19 protein-coding genes are annotated in these 15,704 nt (G+C 69.5%); 1 reads left to right on the forward strand and 18 read right to left on the reverse strand.

The window, feature by feature from the left end:
• Nucleotides 1–5 precede the first annotated feature (5 nt).
• The gene (locus tag KQY30_RS12325) at nucleotides 6–434 is read left to right on the forward strand and encodes a DUF192 domain-containing protein (protein WP_217306861.1); all 429 of its coding nucleotides are present in this window, start codon (nucleotides 6–8) and stop codon (nucleotides 432–434) included.
• On the opposite strand, the gene KQY30_RS12330 is transcribed toward KQY30_RS12325, so the two are convergent.
• The 18 genes from KQY30_RS12330 to cpaB all read right to left on the reverse strand — a co-directional run bounded on the left by KQY30_RS12330 (nucleotide 427) and on the right by cpaB (nucleotide 15,668).
• A complete protein-coding gene (locus KQY30_RS12330) occupies nucleotides 427–849 on the reverse strand; it encodes a hypothetical protein (protein WP_217306862.1) in 423 nt (140 codons plus the stop codon). The genes KQY30_RS12325 and KQY30_RS12330 overlap by 8 nt on opposite strands.
• Nucleotides 846–1,229: a hypothetical protein gene (locus KQY30_RS12335; RefSeq protein ID WP_217306863.1), complete on the reverse strand. Its 384-nt coding sequence runs from the start codon at nucleotides 1,227–1,229 to the stop codon at nucleotides 846–848. Before KQY30_RS12335 ends, KQY30_RS12330 begins: the two co-directional genes overlap by 4 nt.
• A 24-nt stretch (nucleotides 1,230–1,253) precedes the next feature.
• Nucleotides 1,254–1,691, reverse strand: a complete 438-nt coding sequence (locus tag KQY30_RS12340; RefSeq protein ID WP_217306864.1) for a hypothetical protein — start codon at nucleotides 1,689–1,691, stop codon at nucleotides 1,254–1,256.
• Nucleotides 1,692–1,940: 249 nt separating this feature from the next.
• Nucleotides 1,941–2,549 (reverse strand): hypothetical protein, encoded by a 609-nt coding sequence (locus KQY30_RS12345; RefSeq protein WP_217306865.1) that lies wholly within the window; start codon nucleotides 2,547–2,549, stop codon nucleotides 1,941–1,943.
• A gap of 43 nt (nucleotides 2,550–2,592) precedes the next feature.
• Nucleotides 2,593–4,200, reverse strand: a complete 1,608-nt coding sequence (locus tag KQY30_RS12350; RefSeq protein ID WP_217306866.1) for a Hint domain-containing protein — start codon at nucleotides 4,198–4,200, stop codon at nucleotides 2,593–2,595.
• 210 nt (nucleotides 4,201–4,410) lie between these two features.
• The gene (locus tag KQY30_RS12355) at nucleotides 4,411–4,977 is read right to left on the reverse strand and encodes an OmpA family protein (RefSeq protein WP_254407579.1); all 567 of its coding nucleotides are present in this window, start codon (nucleotides 4,975–4,977) and stop codon (nucleotides 4,411–4,413) included.
• Between the two features lie 95 nt (nucleotides 4,978–5,072).
• The gene (locus KQY30_RS12360; protein WP_217306868.1) at nucleotides 5,073–5,663 is read right to left on the reverse strand and encodes a hypothetical protein; all 591 of its coding nucleotides are present in this window, start codon (nucleotides 5,661–5,663) and stop codon (nucleotides 5,073–5,075) included.
• Nucleotides 5,664–5,693: 30 nt separating this feature from the next.
• Nucleotides 5,694–6,371: a pilus assembly protein TadG-related protein gene (locus tag KQY30_RS12365; protein ID WP_217306869.1), complete on the reverse strand. Its 678-nt coding sequence runs from the start codon at nucleotides 6,369–6,371 to the stop codon at nucleotides 5,694–5,696.
• Nucleotides 6,372–6,373: 2 nt separating this feature from the next.
• Nucleotides 6,374–6,610 carry a hypothetical protein gene (locus KQY30_RS12370; RefSeq protein WP_217306870.1) on the reverse strand — a complete coding sequence of 79 codons (237 nt, stop codon included), beginning with the start codon at nucleotides 6,608–6,610 and terminating at the stop codon, nucleotides 6,374–6,376.
• A 194-nt stretch (nucleotides 6,611–6,804) separates the two neighbouring features.
• Nucleotides 6,805–7,905, reverse strand: a complete 1,101-nt coding sequence (locus KQY30_RS12375; RefSeq protein WP_217306871.1) for a response regulator transcription factor — start codon at nucleotides 7,903–7,905, stop codon at nucleotides 6,805–6,807.
• Nucleotides 7,906–8,006: 101 nt separating this feature from the next.
• Nucleotides 8,007–9,347: a sensor histidine kinase gene (locus KQY30_RS12380; RefSeq protein ID WP_217306872.1), complete on the reverse strand. Its 1,341-nt coding sequence runs from the start codon at nucleotides 9,345–9,347 to the stop codon at nucleotides 8,007–8,009.
• Between the two features lie 71 nt (nucleotides 9,348–9,418).
• Nucleotides 9,419–10,306 (reverse strand): DUF5936 domain-containing protein, encoded by an 888-nt coding sequence (locus tag KQY30_RS12385; protein ID WP_217306873.1) that lies wholly within the window; start codon nucleotides 10,304–10,306, stop codon nucleotides 9,419–9,421.
• Between the two features lie 15 nt (nucleotides 10,307–10,321).
• A complete protein-coding gene (locus KQY30_RS12390; protein WP_217306874.1) occupies nucleotides 10,322–11,263 on the reverse strand; it encodes a type II secretion system F family protein in 942 nt (313 codons plus the stop codon).
• Nucleotides 11,264–11,344: 81 nt separating this feature from the next.
• Nucleotides 11,345–12,685, reverse strand: a complete 1,341-nt coding sequence (locus tag KQY30_RS12395) for a CpaF family protein (RefSeq protein ID WP_217306875.1) — start codon at nucleotides 12,683–12,685, stop codon at nucleotides 11,345–11,347.
• Nucleotides 12,686–12,773: 88 nt separating this feature from the next.
• Complete coding sequence (locus KQY30_RS12400; protein ID WP_254407092.1) at nucleotides 12,774–13,202, reverse strand: TadE family protein; 429 nt, start codon at nucleotides 13,200–13,202, stop codon at nucleotides 12,774–12,776.
• A gap of 2 nt (nucleotides 13,203–13,204) precedes the next feature.
• Complete coding sequence (locus KQY30_RS12405; RefSeq protein WP_217306876.1) at nucleotides 13,205–13,588, reverse strand: TadE/TadG family type IV pilus assembly protein; 384 nt, start codon at nucleotides 13,586–13,588, stop codon at nucleotides 13,205–13,207.
• Between the two features lie 74 nt (nucleotides 13,589–13,662).
• A complete protein-coding gene (locus KQY30_RS12410) occupies nucleotides 13,663–14,919 on the reverse strand; it encodes an AAA family ATPase (protein WP_217306877.1) in 1,257 nt (418 codons plus the stop codon).
• Nucleotides 14,920–14,957: 38 nt separating this feature from the next.
• Nucleotides 14,958–15,668 (reverse strand): Flp pilus assembly protein CpaB, encoded by a 711-nt coding sequence (cpaB, locus tag KQY30_RS12415; protein ID WP_217306878.1) that lies wholly within the window; start codon nucleotides 15,666–15,668, stop codon nucleotides 14,958–14,960.
• Nucleotides 15,669–15,704: the final 36 nt, after the last annotated feature.

Below are 15,704 nucleotides of genomic sequence, written 5' to 3' on the forward strand. Positions count from 1 at the left end.
CGGCCATGGGCACTTGGCGGAACGGCAAGGGGCGGCTGACGGTCCCGGCGCAGGACGGATCGCAGGACGAGTCGCAGGACGGATCGCGGGGCGGATCGCAGGCCGGATCGGTGGATCTGGAGATCGCCGCCTCGTACGGGACACGGCGGCGCGGGCTGCTGGGGCGCGACGGGATCGACGGCGCGCTGCTGATCACCCCGTGCAACAGCGTGCACAGTTTCCGGATGCGCTTCACGATCGATGTGGCGTACCTGGACAAGGAGTTGACGGTCGTCGACGTCCATACGCTGCGGCCGGGGCGGCTCGCCATGCCGCGCTGGAAGGCCCGCCACGTACTGGAGGCGGAGGCGGGCGCGATGGCACGCTGGGGCCTGCGCCCGGGCACCCGGGTGAGCGTCTCGGTCCCTGACCAGGTGTCAGGGAGCGCTAGCTGAGCTTGGTGACCTGGGCGGTGAGCAGGGCCGGGGGCAGTTCCGGAGTCCTGCCGTCCTCGAAGTTGGCCGTATAGAACGTGGCCACGGTGCCGCCGACCCGTACGAGATGGAACACCAGCGGGACCGGTTCGCCCTCGAAGTCGCCCGTCACCTGGTAGGCGAGCGCGTCGTCACCGGCCTTCACCGGGGGCAGCGGCTTCACCCCGGTGTAGGTGGACGGGCCGTCGCCGCCGGTCGCGGTGAAGCCGTCGGCGCAGGCCGTGACGGCGGTACGGAGACGGCTCAGCAAGGCGGTCGCGCCCTGCTCACCATGGGCGGACAGAAACTCTGACACGGCCGGGCCGCGTTCGTCGGGGCCGACGAGCTGCCGGTACGCGACGGCCTTGGCGAGCGGCTCCGGCCTGCCGTTGATCACGGCGGTGAGGGGCCGGCACTCGGCCTTCCCGGCGCTCTCGCCCCCGGCGGCGGGCCGGCCATCGGTTCGGCGGTGAAGCCGGACACATCGCCGGTGGCGAGCACCGCCCGGTCCAGCTCGCCCTGGCCGAGCACCCTTCCGTCGCTCGCGCCGACACCGGTGAGACCGGGGCGGGGCGTCGGCTCCGGGGACGGCTTTCCGGCGGCGGGGGCGGGGTCCGTGGCCGTTGCCGGGGCCTTGGGGCCCTCGCCCTTCGCCGGGGCGTCCTCGCCGCCGCAGGCGCCGGTGAGGCCCAGGGCGAGCGCGGCCGCCGTCGCGGCCAGGACGACGCGCCGTGACATGCCCGGCGTACCCGCGGTGTGCGTGCGCGTGGTCGTCATGGCTTCTCCCCTTTCCCGAGGTCTTCAGGCACCGCACGGGCTGAGGAGCCCGTCCGGGTTCACGGTGTACGTCGTCGGCTCGTCGTCGGCGGCAAGGAGCCGGGCCCGGGTGACCGTGCCCGTCGGGGCCGTGAGCCAGTAGGTGTCCGGGTCGATACGGTCGTCCGGGTGGAGCACGGCGACCCCGGTGGCACCGGCGAAGGCGGCGGCCAGTTCCGGCTCGGTGGCGGGCGCGCCGTACACCGCCGTGGCGGGCTGGACCTGGATGTCCAGGCTCATCGCCACATCGCCGCGCGCCGGATGGTACGTACAGAGGACGAACGCGTCCCAGTCGCGCTCCCCGAGTGCGTCACGGCCGGCGCGGACGTCCACCTGGCGGTGGGGCACCCGTACGACGGCGGCGAGAACCTCGGCGAGCTCGGTCGGCTCCAGAGGTCTGGTGAGCAGGAAATTGCAGATCACGGTACGTTCCCCCGTCAACGGCTCCGGCGTTCGCGGAAGCGTGTGGATGAGTCACGGACGTACACAACAACCCCATCGGGAACGCGACGCTACGCCCCGCGCCCGACCCGGTCATGGGCCCCAGGACCCACCTCGGGGCTCACTCGTCGGGTGGGTCCGCCACGAGGTCCCCGCCACGGGGTGCGCCACGGGGTCCGCTGCCGGGGCGCGCGCGGGGTCCGCTCCCGGCGCGCGCCGCGGCCAGGAGGGTCAGGGGAGGGCGGCGAGGTCCATCTCGATGCCGACCGGCGAGGCGAGGCGGCCGGTGAAGCACTCGTGCCAGGCGCGCTCGACCAGTGAGAGGGCGGCCCGCTCGCGCTCCCCCAGGATGTTCGACCTGGCCTGCTCCAGATACCGCCGGGCCTGCGCCGTATCGCCGCGCCGCGCGTACAGGCGGCCGAGCCAGGAGGTGTTGGAGGTCAGCTCGGGGGCGCGCGCCACCGACTCCGCGATGAGCCGGAACGTCAGCTCCGGGTCGCTGCGGTCCACGCCGTTCCACTCGTTGACGGCGGCCAACTGGACGGCGGCCAGGGGCCAGTACGGCGAATCCTCCGCGATCCGCGACAGCAGTTCACCGCCGCGGCGGACGGCGTCCTCGTCGAGCTGGATGTGCAGGGCACTGTGCGAGAAGAGGAGGGCGGCGCGGGGTTCTTCGGGGTGCTCGGCGGCGACGCGGATGACGGTGGCGACCGCCGCGCTCTCCTCGTCGAACCACTCCAGGCCGAAGACGACCTGTACGTAGTCGAGCAGCCGGGTGGTCGAACCCTCCTCCTGGGCAAGCCTCTTGACCTCGGCGTACTCCTGACCCACCTGATCCATATCCACCTGATCCATATCCACATCCACTCGGTCCATGGACGTGTTACCTGTTTCCCGGGTGCTTGGCGGGGATGAACGCGGTGCTGATCCGGGCGATCCCGTTGACCATACGCCCGCGGATGGTGACGGTTTCGCCCTCGACGACCCGGCTGAGTTCGAATTCGCCCGGCTGGCCACCGGGCTTCTGGGTCATGGGGCCGTCGCCCAGACTGTCGATGATCTTCTTCAGTGCCTGCTCGCGGCCGCCCGACTTGCGGACCAGATCGTCGAAGCCGTGATCGGCCTTGTTGAAGACATGGTCGAGGACCTTCTGGGAGTTGTTGGCCTTGTACGCCTCGTCGAGCTGTTCGCGGGTCAGCGGCTCGCAGATGTCCTGGTTGTGCACCAGGGCGGGGACGGAGCCGGCGAAGACGTAGTACGAGTGGATGTCCGCGACCGTGAGGTCATGGGTGGTCCGGCGCTCGGTGAAGCGGCCGGTCGTCACGACCCGCATGGGCGCGCCCGAGGGCGTACGGAGGTCGTCGCCGGGACGGATGTCGGCGGCGTCCGTCCAGCGGCCGCGGCCGGTGAGCCAGAACGGGTGGGTGTCGGTGGCCGTGATGGCCGCGGGGCCCGAGGGGGTGGCGACGGTGAGGCGGGTGAAGTCCTTGTCGTCGTGGGTGGTGATGGTCCGTACGACGGGCCGCGCCGCGGTCACACCGGTCACCGGGTCGGTGGCGAGGACGCGGGCGCCCACGGGAACCCGGTCGATGGCCATCCGGCGGCCGTCGGCGAGGAGCACGGGGGTGCCGGGCAGGAAGCTGTGGCGGACGGGGCAGGCGGTGGGCTGCTTGTCCGGATCCTTCGGGTTGTCCGGGTCTTCGGGGTCCTTGGGTTTGTCGGCGTCGAGCTTGCGTTTCGCGTCGGCGAGTCTGTCCTCGGCCTCGCTGACGCGCTTGCGGTTCTTGATCAGGCCCTTGATGCCGTCGTACAGATCCCCGCCGTGCTTCTTGAGGGCCTTGATGAGTGCGACGGCCTTCTTCCACTTCCACGGGGCGCCGTACTTGGCGGCGAGCTTGCCGACGGCGCCGCCGACCAGGCTGAGCAGCACATTGACGAGGGTCTCGGTGCAGGCGCCCATGTCGCCCTTGGTGATGCAGTCGAGGGCGTCGGTGATGCCCAGCTCGTCGGCGAGGATCTTCGCGAGTTCCTTGGCGGCTTCCTTGGCCTTGTCGGAGTCGGCCTGTTCGGCGGCCTGGGCGTCCTGGAGTTCCTTGAGGGCGGCTTCGTAGTCGATCTGGGTCTGGGACTTCTCGCCGGGCTCGCCCGGGTCGTCGGAGACGGGGTCGGCCGGGTCGCCGGGGTCACCGGGGTCGCCAGGGTCTGAGGGATCTGCGGGGTCGCCCTGCTGGTCGTCGCCCTCTTGGTCCTCGTCGTCCGAGGCTTCGGTGCTGTCGCCGCCTCCGCCACCGCAGTTGCTCCCGCCGGTGATCCGGCACACCTGGGTGCTGAGACCCTCGGCGATGGTCGGTCCGGCCCCGGTGGCCACCAGTGTGCCGACGATCGCGGCCACGATCACCACAAGCCCGACGTACTCGATGGTCCCCTGGCCGCGCTGCGCTCTGCGCAGGCCCAGCAATCGCGTATCCGTACGCGGCACGACCCGCCGCACGCGACGACAAAAACGACGCACTACCCCCAGTGGCGACATGAAAGCGAGGTTATGCGCGCATTAACGGACAGTCGTGGGCCCTGGGACCCAATCCGGGACTCAAATACGCAAGGGGCCCGGTCCGCGGCTTTCGCCATGGACCGGGCCCCGGGCCCGGCTTGTGCTTCTCAGCCCGGCTCAGCTCAGCTCAGCAAGGAATCTGACGGAGCATCAATTCTGCGAGTTCTCACCGCGCGGGAAGGAGACCTCGACCCGCCGGTTCTTCTTGCGGCCTTCCTCGGTGCTGTTGTCGGCGATCGGGTACTGCTCGCCGTAACCGCGGATCTCGTATGTGATGCCGGCCGAGGCCAGCTCCTGGTCGAGAACCCCGTGGACGGCCTCGGCACGCTGCTTGGAGAGGACGTCTCCATGGGCGGCCGAGCCGAGATCGTCCGTGAAGCCGAAGACCCGGACCTTCGCGGCGCCCTGCTTCTTGATCTCGTCGGCGATGGCGGCGATACGGGAGTTCGCGGCGGGGGACAGCTTGGCGCTGTCCTTGCCGAAGAGGACTTCGGCCTGGAGCGCGAACTTCACGTTCTCATTGGTGTCCTCGCGCCGCTCCTCACCGCCCTCGGACTCGACGACCGAGATGATGTCGAGCACCTTGGCGGGGGCGAGTGTGGCACCGCCTCTGAGTTTGAGACCAGGGGCGTTCCCGTCCACCTCGGGTGGTGGCGAGGTCGACTCCGTACCTGGCGGGGTACTCGGAGTCTCGTCGGCGCGGGCGCCCGCGGCCATGGTGAACTGGACGCTGGTGAAGAGCACCACGGCGGCGATGGCGGTCGCCGCCGGGCGCTTGGAGACCCTGCGTACGCGGGCTGTGGTGGCGCCCATCAGGAGATCTCAATCGTGGCGGAGGTCGCACCGGGGATCTGGATGTCGACCTGCGAGGTGGCGTCGGGCGGCGCCGGGAACTGGGCGAAGAACGTGACGCTCTCGCCGTCGTCGAACGCGTCGATGCCCGTGGTGGTCAGCGGGTACCCCTCGGTGTCACGGAGGACGTAGTAGCGCTTCTTCTCCGCCCGGTCGACCAGCGTGATACCGGCCAGCGAACGCCCGGTCCGCTTGACCTGGGTCTCCTGGCCGCTCCAGTCGATCCGTGGCGCCTGCCGCTTGCCGCTCACGTTCTTGATGGTCCCGTTCACCGTCAGGAACCCGCCGCCGTCACGCTCGGCACTGTGGATGAGGAACTGGAATCCATTGGATCCGTCGATGGTCACCAGCGTCTTACTGGTGTCGGGGACGGTGGGGCCGTCCTCCTCCTTGGGCTTGTCATCGCCCGGAGCGGAGGACGACGCGCTGGTGCCTTCCTTCGTACCGCCGCCGTCGCCTCCCCCGCAGGCGCTCAGGGAGACGCTCAGCACCACCACAGCGAGAGCGGCCCCGGCCGCCCTACGGGCCTTCGCCCCATGCCACAGACTCATTAATCCAGTTTCCTTTGCGTTCGCTCGCGGTCAGTCCTGCGCCAGTCGGACGGAGAATAGATCGGCCATGTCCGGGAGGAGGTCCAGATTCTCCGGATCGATGAGCCAATTCGAGTCACTGTCGTCGCAGACGAGTTCGCCCGGTGAGGCCGGCCCCTCCTCTTCCGGGGCCTCCGGCTCGTCCCCGTCCTCGGGTGACTCGCCGTCACCCGGTGACTCCGACTCTTCCTCGGCGGGCTCGAAGCTGCACCGGGGCTCGACGACCGCCGTGGCACTGGCCTCGGCCTTCTCGTCGGCGGCGCCCGGCAGGATGCTCTCGCCCATCGGCTTCTGGGTGACGACACGGACCGTGAAGCCCCACCTGCCGCCCGACGCCCAGACACATCCGTTCGGCGGCTTCAGATCGGCGCCGTTCCGGTCGGCGAAGCGCCCAGCCGCCTGGCAGCCGTCGAATGTGCCGAGCGGATTGCCGTTGAAGATGTCGTCCAGGAAACCGGGGTCCAGCAGGCCGCCCAGCAGGTCCTCACGGAACTGGTCCCGGGACTCCTGGGCCGCCGCCAGAGCGGCGGCGTCCGCCGCCGACTGGGCACCGTTGTGGGTGGCGCCGGCCTGACCGACCGCGAAGAACGCGAGCGCGAGAAAGAGCAGGCCCGCCACCATCGTGATGTAGATGGGAGCGGCCTGCCCTGACTCACGAGCGATACGCATGGTCAGCTTGCGTCCAGGATCTCGGTCACCTTGTCCGTCAGACCCTGCGCGATGTCGTCGGCCACACCCGTGCCGACGATCGCCACGATGATCAGCGCGACCAGAACGATCACACCGACATACTCGACAGCGCCCTGACCCTTGTCCCGACGGGCCTTCATGGCCGTGACGGTCGTGTTCGCCCAGGTGCCGACGTAGACCTTGGCGGCGGTGGCGGCCTTCAGCGTGATGTTCGACATGGTGTTCTCCTCCGGTGTCGGCCGGCCGTCTGCCGGCCGACTCGTACGAGTCTGTGATGTCGTTCGCGTCCCCGGCTTCCTCCCGGCCGGTGTCGCTGTCGACATGAGAAACGTACGCCGGGGAGATACCCCTCGCCATGGGCCTCAGGGCCCAACTACGGGCCCAACGGGGGGATTGGGCCCCGCGTGTGTGCTCAGCCATGGCCGCCCGCACCCCCTCGGGCGAGTCCGTGCCACAGGGCTATCGCCTCGCCGCGGCTGCCCGCGTTGAGCTTGGCGAAGATGCGGTTGATGTGGTTCTTCACGGTCTTCTGGCTGATGAAGCAGGCGGCGGCGATCTGCTGATTGGTCATGCCCGACGCGATCAGGTCCATGATCTCCACCTCCCGCTGGCTCAGTTCGGAGTACAGGCCCTCCACAGGCCCGTTCTGCTGCCCCTGAAGAGAATGTCCCACATTCGCTTGCGAAAGCAAAGACTCTGAAGAGGATTGCTGCGTACCCGATCCTCGGTCAACCTGCCTCGCCTGCACATACGTTGGCGGAAGATGGGGCGGATGCCCCTGCGTCGGGGCATGTGCTTGTGCAGATGGCTGGTCCGGTACCGCGGGCAGATAGCCAGGGCCGGTGAAGGCTGTTCCCAGGCCCTCCGGCAGACGCGCGCCCCCTTCGCCGGAGCCCGCCCCGGAACCCGCGCCACCGCCCCGTACGGTCGCCAGCAGCGCGCTGGAGGCCGAGTAGGTGAAGTGGGCCCGGCCCTGCTTCACATCCCGTACCGCGTGCACCAGTTGGTCGGCCGTGAACTCGCCGTGCACGAGATAGCCACCGGCGCCCAGCCGCAGCGCCTCGTGGACGATCTCGCTCTCGCGGCTGTACGTCATCATCATGACCGGTGCCAGCCGTACGAGATGCGGCAGCGCGGAGATCCCGTCGACGCCCGGCATTCTGACGTCCAGCAGGATGACGTCGGGGCGGTGCTGGACGGCCTGTTCGTACGCCTGGCGGCCGTCCGAGGCCTCCGCGACCACTTCGATGTCGTCACGCCCGGAGAGCAGGACGGTGAGCCCCGCCCGTACCACAGGGTTGTCGTCGGCGACCACGACGCGCATCGGCGGCGCGGCGGGCGGTTTCAGGGGGAAGTCCTCGGGGAGTGCTCCGGATGCCGCCGGCGGCGCGGCGACGGGGACCCCGGCGGTGTGTTCCGAGCTGAGCGGTGTGGCGTGCGAGGACGTGTGCTGCGATACATGGGACTGCTGTGTCCAGTGCTGCCCGGAACTGCTGGAGATGTCGTCCGGCATGGCTGCGGCCTCCTCTCAAGTGTGGGGTCGGATGGGTGCGGTGCGGGAGTGCGGTCGTGCTGGTCCCTCGGGGCCCGGTCGGTGTCAAGTGAGCTTCGGTGTCAATTGAGCTGTGGTGCGGGCTGGCCGGCCCACTGGCCCTCATGAGTAGGTCGCAGGGCGGTGAGCGGCAGTTCCAGCCGTACTTCCGTGCCCTTGGCGGCACGGCCCCGGCCGATGCGGATACGGGCCCCGATGGACGCGGCCCGCTCGACCATGCCGACCAGGCCGAAGTGGCCGGCCCGGCGCAGGTCTTCGAGGGTCGTGCCCGGCGGCAGGCCCGTGCCGTCGTCGTACACGCTGATACGGAGCACATCGCCGACGGCCCCCGCCGAGACCGTCACAAAGCTGGGGCGGGCGTGGCGCTGGGCGTTCTCCATGGCCTCGCTGGCGATGGTCAGCGCGTGCCGGGCCACTGCGTGCGGGACGGGCGGTACGACGACGGGGCTGAGCCGTCCGAAGGTCGCCTCGACACCGTGGCGGCGGGCGAAGTCCTCGGTACGGGAACGAAGTTCGGTCAGTACGTCGACCCCGCCGTCCAGCCCCGACTCGCGCCGCAGATCGGAGAGCAGCTCCCGGGATTCGGCGGCGGCGCGGCGTGCCGAGCGGGCGACCAGCTCCGCCTGGTGCTTGACGGTGAGCGGGTCCATCCGGTCCGCCGAGCCGGCCAGTCCGTCCGCCGCCATGGCGAGCCCGTGCAGGGTCTTGGCCACGGAGTCGTGCATCTCCCGGGCGAGCCTGGCCCGTTCCTCCTCGACGGCGCCGTGCACCGCGAGCCGGGCGCGGGCCTCGGTCAGGGCCTGACTGGCGGTGCCGAAGCCCAGCATCAGATTGCGCAGGGTGCTGCCGATCGCGCCCGCGATGACACACAGGCCCGGCAGCAGCAGCGCGTTGAACCCGGCCTCGGCCTCGCTGTTGACGGCGTACGCCGCGGCCACGATCAGGGACTGGAGTACGGCGAAGAACGCGGCACCGCGCCAGCCGTACACCAGGCCTGCGAGCAGCGGCGTGCAGATGGTGACATAGGCGAGTGTCGAGTCGGGGGACGCCGTGGCCAGCAGCAGCGAGCCGAAGAGCATGTCGGCGGCGAGCAGCACCGGGTGGCGCAGCAGGAAGGGCCCGAACCGCTCCCAGTCGCGCAGCAGGACGTACGACACCATGAAGGTGACGACCACGGCCGAGCCGACCAGCCAGATCGCGAGCCCCGGTGCCGTCCGGTTGAGGGCGAAGGGCGCCGCGAGGGCGATCATCGCCAGCCTGAACGCGAACACCTGACGACAGAGCGCCTGGAGGGCGTTCACCTGGATCGCCAGAGTCGGCACACGGGTCGGAGTGGAGCTGTCGGACGGGCGCGGGACATCGTTGCCGAAGCTGCCGGTGAGCGTGGCGATCCGCTGGGCCATGGTGGGTCACCTCCTGTTCGGGTCGTACGGTCTGCCGGGGTCCTGCGGTCTGTGCGGGGCGTACGGGCCTGTCACTGGCCGAGAATGTCCCCGAAGTCGACGCCCGAGCCGTAGTAGAAGCTGAGCACGATCAGGATCATGGTCGCCGGGAGCATGACCATGGTGACGACGAGCGTGGTCTTCGGAACGGCCTGCGCCGCCCTGCGCCGGGCGTTCTGCGAGTCGGCACGCCGCATGTCGTTGGCGATCTGGATCAGGGTGTCGACGATGGGCGCGCCCAGCTCCTCGCCCTGCTGGAGCGCGGTGACGAACATCGACACCTGCTCCGAGGCATTGCGCTTGCGGAGCTGCTCGAAGGCGTCCCGGCGGCTGACGCCCATGTCCATCTGGCGCAGGGTGATGCGGAGTTCGTCGGACCACGGCCCCTTGTACTTCTCGGCGACGCGCTCCAGGGCCTGGCGGAAACCGAGTCCGGCGGAGACGACGACGGCGAGCACATCGAGGAAGTCGGGCAGGGTGCGCTCGATGTCGTCCTTGCGCTTGCGGATATGGGCGCGGAGGATGACATCGGTCCACACCAGTCCGTACGCCAGGGCGACGATGGCGATGACCGGCTGTCCCCGTAGCAGCAGGGCGAACCCGGCCAGCACGCCGAGGAATCCGTAGACGGCGCGGCGGGCGGCGTAGCGGTCGACGGTCATACCGCCGGGGTTGCCCGCCATGTCGAGTCGGCGGCGCAGCGCGTCGACCCGCTTCGGGCCCATCATCCGGAGGATGTCGGGGGCCCAGCGCATACCGAGCCGGTCGATGCCCGATCCCACCGCGGTGGTACGGGTCGCGCCGACCTCCAGGGCGATCGCCAGGTCTCCGGGGAGCTTGGCGTCGGCGCGGTAGAGACGGACGCCGTGGAAGACGCCGTAGACGGCCAGTCCGAAGACGAGCGAGAGCAGCAGGCTCATGATCTCTCCCCCTTCTCAGACCTGGACCCGGGACATGCGCCGGATCAGGAAGAAACCGACGGCGTACATGCCGAAGGCCACGACGACCCCGGCCTGGCCCAGTACCGAGCCCGTCATCTTGTCCAGCGCCCCGGGCGCCATACCGTTGATCATCAGCAGGAAGCCGAGACCGAGCAGGGGGACCGCCAGTGAGGTGACCTTGATCTGGGAGAGCATCGTGGTGACCTCGCGCCGGGTCTCCTTGCGCTCCTCCAGCGTCTCGGTGAGGTTGCGCAGGGAGCTGACGACCTGGCCGCCGGCCCGGCTGGAGAGCACCAGGGTGGTGACGAGGACGACCAGCTCGCGCGAGGGCAGCCGGTCGGCGAGTTCGCTGAGGGCGTCGTCCATGGTCTGGCCGATGGCGAGTTCGTCGGCGACCCGGCGCAGTTCCTCGCCCGCGGGGTTGTCGAGTTCGTCGGCGGCCATGGCGAGGGCCGTGCGCAGGGCGAGTCCCGCCTGGGTGGCGTTGGCGAGGACACGGGTCAGCTCGGGCAACTGGTTGATGAAGGCCTCGGTACGCTTCGTCCGCTGCCAGTTGAGGAAGGCGTTGCCGCCCCACACACCGATCAGCGCGGCCAGCACCCCGAAGAAGGGCGCGAATATCGCGCCGATGACGAAGTACAGCGCGAGCAGCCCGGCCACCACGTACACGACGTACTCGCCGGGGGTGAGATCGAGGCCGGTGGCGGCGATCTTGCGCTCGATGCGCTTGCCCAGAGCGGTCGTACGGAGCTGGCGGTCGATGCCGGTGAAGCGCTGGCGGCGGCCGGTCGCGCCGGACGTCTGGCCCGTGTGGGTCATACGGTGGACGAGCGCCTGCCGCTGGGCCTTGCCCGACGAGTAGACGTGCACGCCGATGACGGCGAGCACACAGGTGAGCAGTGTGACGCCCATCGTCAGGAGCGGGAGATTATCCATGTCGTGCGGGGACCTTCTCGGTGGACGGGGAGTGGTTCGGGAGCGTGTGGGTGCGGTGGCGTCCGGGGGACGGGGTCTGCGTCATGCCGCGGACCTCCGTACGGACAGGTCCGCCTCGGACTCGGCGACCCCGAAGGCCGGCGGGACGGCTTCGCTCTTCAGATAGAGGCGCTCGGCGACCCGGCGGGGCACGGGGTAGTACTCGAACTTCCCGTGGATACGGCCGTCCGCGGCCATCGGTTCGGCGAGAAAGCGGCAGACCGAGACGATCCGGTACTCCTCGCGGCCGTGCGAGTCGACGATGGCGATCTCGGTGACGCGGCGGGAGCCGTCGGCGTGCCGGGTGAGCTGCACGATGACATCGACGGCGCTGTTGATCTGGTCCTTGATCGCCACGAACGGGATCTCGACCTCCGACATGGAGGCCAGGGTCTGGAGTCGCATCAGCGCGTCCTCGGCGCTGTTGGCGTGGACGGTCGCGAGCGAGCCGTCGTGACCGGTGGACATCGCCTGGAGCATGTCGAGGGTCTCACCGCCGCGGACCTCACCGACGATGATGCGGTCGGGGCGCATACGCAGCGAGTTGCGGACCAGGTCGCGGATGGTGACCTGGCCCTTGCCCTCGACGTTCGCGGGCCGGCTCTCCAGGGTGATCACATGGGACTGCTGGAGCTGGAGCTCGGCGGAGTCCTCGATGGTGACGATGCGCTCGCCTTCGGGGATCAGCCCGGACAGTGAGTTGAGCAGGGTGGTCTTGCCGGTGCCGGTGGCGCCGGAGACGATCACATTGAACTTGGCGCGCACCAGACCGGCCAGCAGGACCATCATCTGCTCGTCCAGCGAGCCGAGGCCGATCATCTCCTGGAGGCTGAAGGCCCTGGGGAAGCGCCGGATGGTGAGGATCGGGCCGGTCAGCGAGAGCGGCGGGATGATCACGTTGACACGCTCGCCGGACGGGAGCCGGGCGTCGACCATCGGATTCGCCTCGTCCACACGGCGGTTGACCGTGGAGACGATGCGTTCGATGGTCTGCATGAGCTGCTCGTTGGAGGTGAACCGCATCGGCAGCATCTCCAGCCGGCCGCCGCGCTCGACGAAGACCTGCTCGGCGCCGTTGACCATGATCTCGCTGATGGAGGCGTCTTCGAGCAGCGGCTCCAGGATGCCGAGGCCGAGGGCCTCGTCGACGACCCGGCGGATGAGCTGGGAGCGTTCGACGGTGGAGAGGACGGGCCCCTCCCGGCTGATGATGTGGCTGAGGACCCGCTCCAGGCGGGCCCGGCGCTCCGCCGCGGCGAGCGCGGACATCTCGGCGAGGTCGATCTCCTCCAGGAGCTTGGCGCGATAGACCCCGACGAGGTGACTCTCCTCGCTGTGCCCGTTCGTCGGCTCGGGGCTGTTGATGCGCGCCCGCAGGCTCATGTCCTCAACTCCCAGGTTCTGCTGGTGTGCTGGAGTGCTGGTCCGGTGTGTGGTGCGTATGTACGGCCGAAGGACCGCGGGTCGGGGGTCAGTCGAGGGGCATGGTGGTTCTCCTCTTGGCCTCGCCGAAGTCGAAGACGGGCAGCAGGGCCGGGATCTTGACCTTCGCGGTGACCTCGACCTCGTCGCCCGCCTCGGTCTTGTCGAACTCGGACCCGTCGGCCAGCCAGTCGCTCATCGCGGCCCTGCCCGCCTGCTCGTAGTTGGTGGTCGCCTCGTTGTACGACGCGGCACGCGCCGCCGCGCGCGAGGCCGTACCCGCCTGCTGGATGGCGTACGCGGCGATCCCGAGCTGGATCGCGGCGAGGGCGATGAAGAGCAGCAGGGTGATCACGCCGACGTATTCGAGGGCGGCCTGGCCCTGTTCGCGTGCGCCGCGGGCACCCCGTACGCCACCACGTATGCGGTGCTGTCCATGCTGTGTGCGCTGTGTGCGCTTCCGCATGAGCTTCGGCATGGTCAGCTCTCCCTCACGGCCGAGGCGTGTCCGGTGACCTCGACCGGGATGTCGAAGCCGGGGAAGAGGACGGGGATGTTGACCTCGACGTCCGCCGTGACCAGATCCCCGTCGGAGGGGGTGCAGTCCACGCGGCCGAGGGTCCAGGACCCGGGCAGGTCCTCCTGCGCGGCTTCCCTGCACGCCTCGTTGCGGGTGCCGGGCTCGGCGACGGTGGCCGCCCGTACCGCCTCGTCCGCCGCGTTCCCCGCGAGCGAGAACGTGTAGCCGACGAGTGCGGCCTGCCAGAGCAGGATGACCGTGCCCAGGATGATCGGGACGAGTCCGATGAACTCCACGGCCGCCTGGCCCCGGTCGTCGTACGGCCGGTCGCGCAGGCCGTTCACGCGCTCACGCCATCCGGCGTTTCTTCCTTGGACGTTCATGGTTCAACGTGCCCCCTCCGACGTGTGCCGGCTCATCAGTCCTGTGGCTTCGATCGTCCGCGAAGGACGCCGACCGATCCGCGGTCTCCTCTGAACTTGCCCTGTTTCTCGCCGCCTTCCGGCACCTTCACCAGACCCAGTTCGCCGGCCAGGCCCCACATCGCCTGCTTGACCACGGACTTGGACTCCAGGTCCTGCATGCGGCCCGCGTCCACCGCCGACTGGAGTTCCTTGAAGTTGGCCGGGATGACCACCCGGGAGACCTGGGTGCTGGTGATCCGTTCGATGAGGGGCGGCTGGATCTCGGTGTTCCTGTTGTAGCGGTTGACGACCGTCACCGTCTCCTCCGCCTTGCGGATCTGGAGCCGGTCCCAGAGGCGGACCATGCGCTTGGCGGCGCGCACCGACACCACGTCGGGGGTGGTCACCAGGAGGGTGGTGTCGGCCATCTCGATGGCGGCCGCGTTCGCGCTGTTCATCTGGGTGCCGCAGTCGACGATGACGACTTCGTACCGGTTGCGCAGAGCGCTGACGATCTGGCGTACGGAGCGTTCGTTGACCTCTTCGCCGCGCTCGCCCTCCCCCGGCGCCAGCAGCAGGCCCATGCCGCTGGGGTGGATGAAGACCGCGTCCTGGAGCACTCGGGGTGATATGTCCTGGATGGTGGAGAGGTCCACGATCGACCGGCGGAACTGCACATCGAGGTACGAGGCGACGTCCCCGGACTGGAGGTCCAGATCCACGAGCGCGGTGTTCATGCCGGACGCCTTGGCGGCCAGGGCGAGCTGCACCGCGATCAGGGTCGTACCGACCCCGCCCTTGGCGCCGCTGACCGTGACGACCGTACCGCCGGGGCCGGTGAACACCTCGGCGCCCTGGCCGAGATGGCGCCGTACCCCGACCGACCAGCCGGCCGCGGCCTGGACACGCTGGGCGAGTTCCTCGTACGACAGCGGGAGCCCGACCAGTCCGCGGGCGCCCGCGTCCATCGCGGCCGAGAACAGGCCGGGGCCCGCGTCCTTGGTCACCAGGATGACCCCGACGGCGGGGAACCGGAGGGCCACCTCCCGAATCAGTTCGAGTGCCGGTACCGGGCCGATCCGTTCATGGACCAGCACGACCTCCGGCAGTTCGTCGATCGACTCGGCCGCCAGCCGTCCCAGGGTGTCGATCAGCGAGGTCGAGTCACCGACCGGCGCGGCCGGCTCCGCGTCGGGAAGCTGGCTGAGCAGGGTGGTGATGGACCGCGCGGCGTCGGCGTCACCGACGACCGGGAGGATTCGGGTGGTCATCAGTCCTCACTTGTCCCCTTCTTCGGTTCTTCGGTCCCTCACTTGTCCCCTTCGAGGGTGTAGGTGCTCTCCCCCGGACGCAGCGTCGTCGGGCTGCCGTCGGCGAGGAGCGCGAGCCGTACGTGCTGGGCGAAGGACTCGGCGTACGCGACGCGCTGCGCGTCTTTGGTCTTCAGCGCGAAGGTGATGGGCACGGCCTGCCTGACCGCGCTGCGGTTCCTGTCGCCCTGGTCGGGTTCCAGCGCGGTGAGCCGGCCCACGTCGATGACCTTGGCGTTGGAGACGATGATCCGGGACTGGGCGCGGGCGCCGTCGTTCTCACCGGCGAAGGTGGCGAAGATATTGACCAGGTCGCCGGGGGTGATCTTGCCTGCGACTCCGGTCGCGGCGTCGATCATGATGGCGATCTCCTGCTCGTCGTTGGCGAGCGCGGGCCGCTTGACGATCATGTCGTCCTGGAGCAGCGAGCCCTTCTTGAGCTGGGTGACGGCGATCTTGCCGCTCACGACGGCCAGGTCGGTCACCGCGTTGTCCGAGAGCCACCGCTTCGGCATGGTGATCTTCTCGAACTGATTGGCCTGGAGCGCGGTGTACGGTGCCACGTCCTCTTTCAGCCGGTACGCGGCGACCTCGGGGCCGACCTTCGAATTCACGTCGCTGATCACCGAGAGAACACCGGCGAAGGCGGCGAAGGCGCAGAGCACCGAGAGCAGAAGGAGTATGACGCCGCGGCGTTGCCGTGAATTCATGGGCGGAACAACCTCGTTCGGAGATGTATGAGTACG

Source organism: Streptomyces sp. GMY02, assembly GCF_019056675.1.
Classification (GTDB): Bacteria; Actinomycetota; Actinomycetes; order Streptomycetales; family Streptomycetaceae; genus Streptomyces; species Streptomyces odonnellii.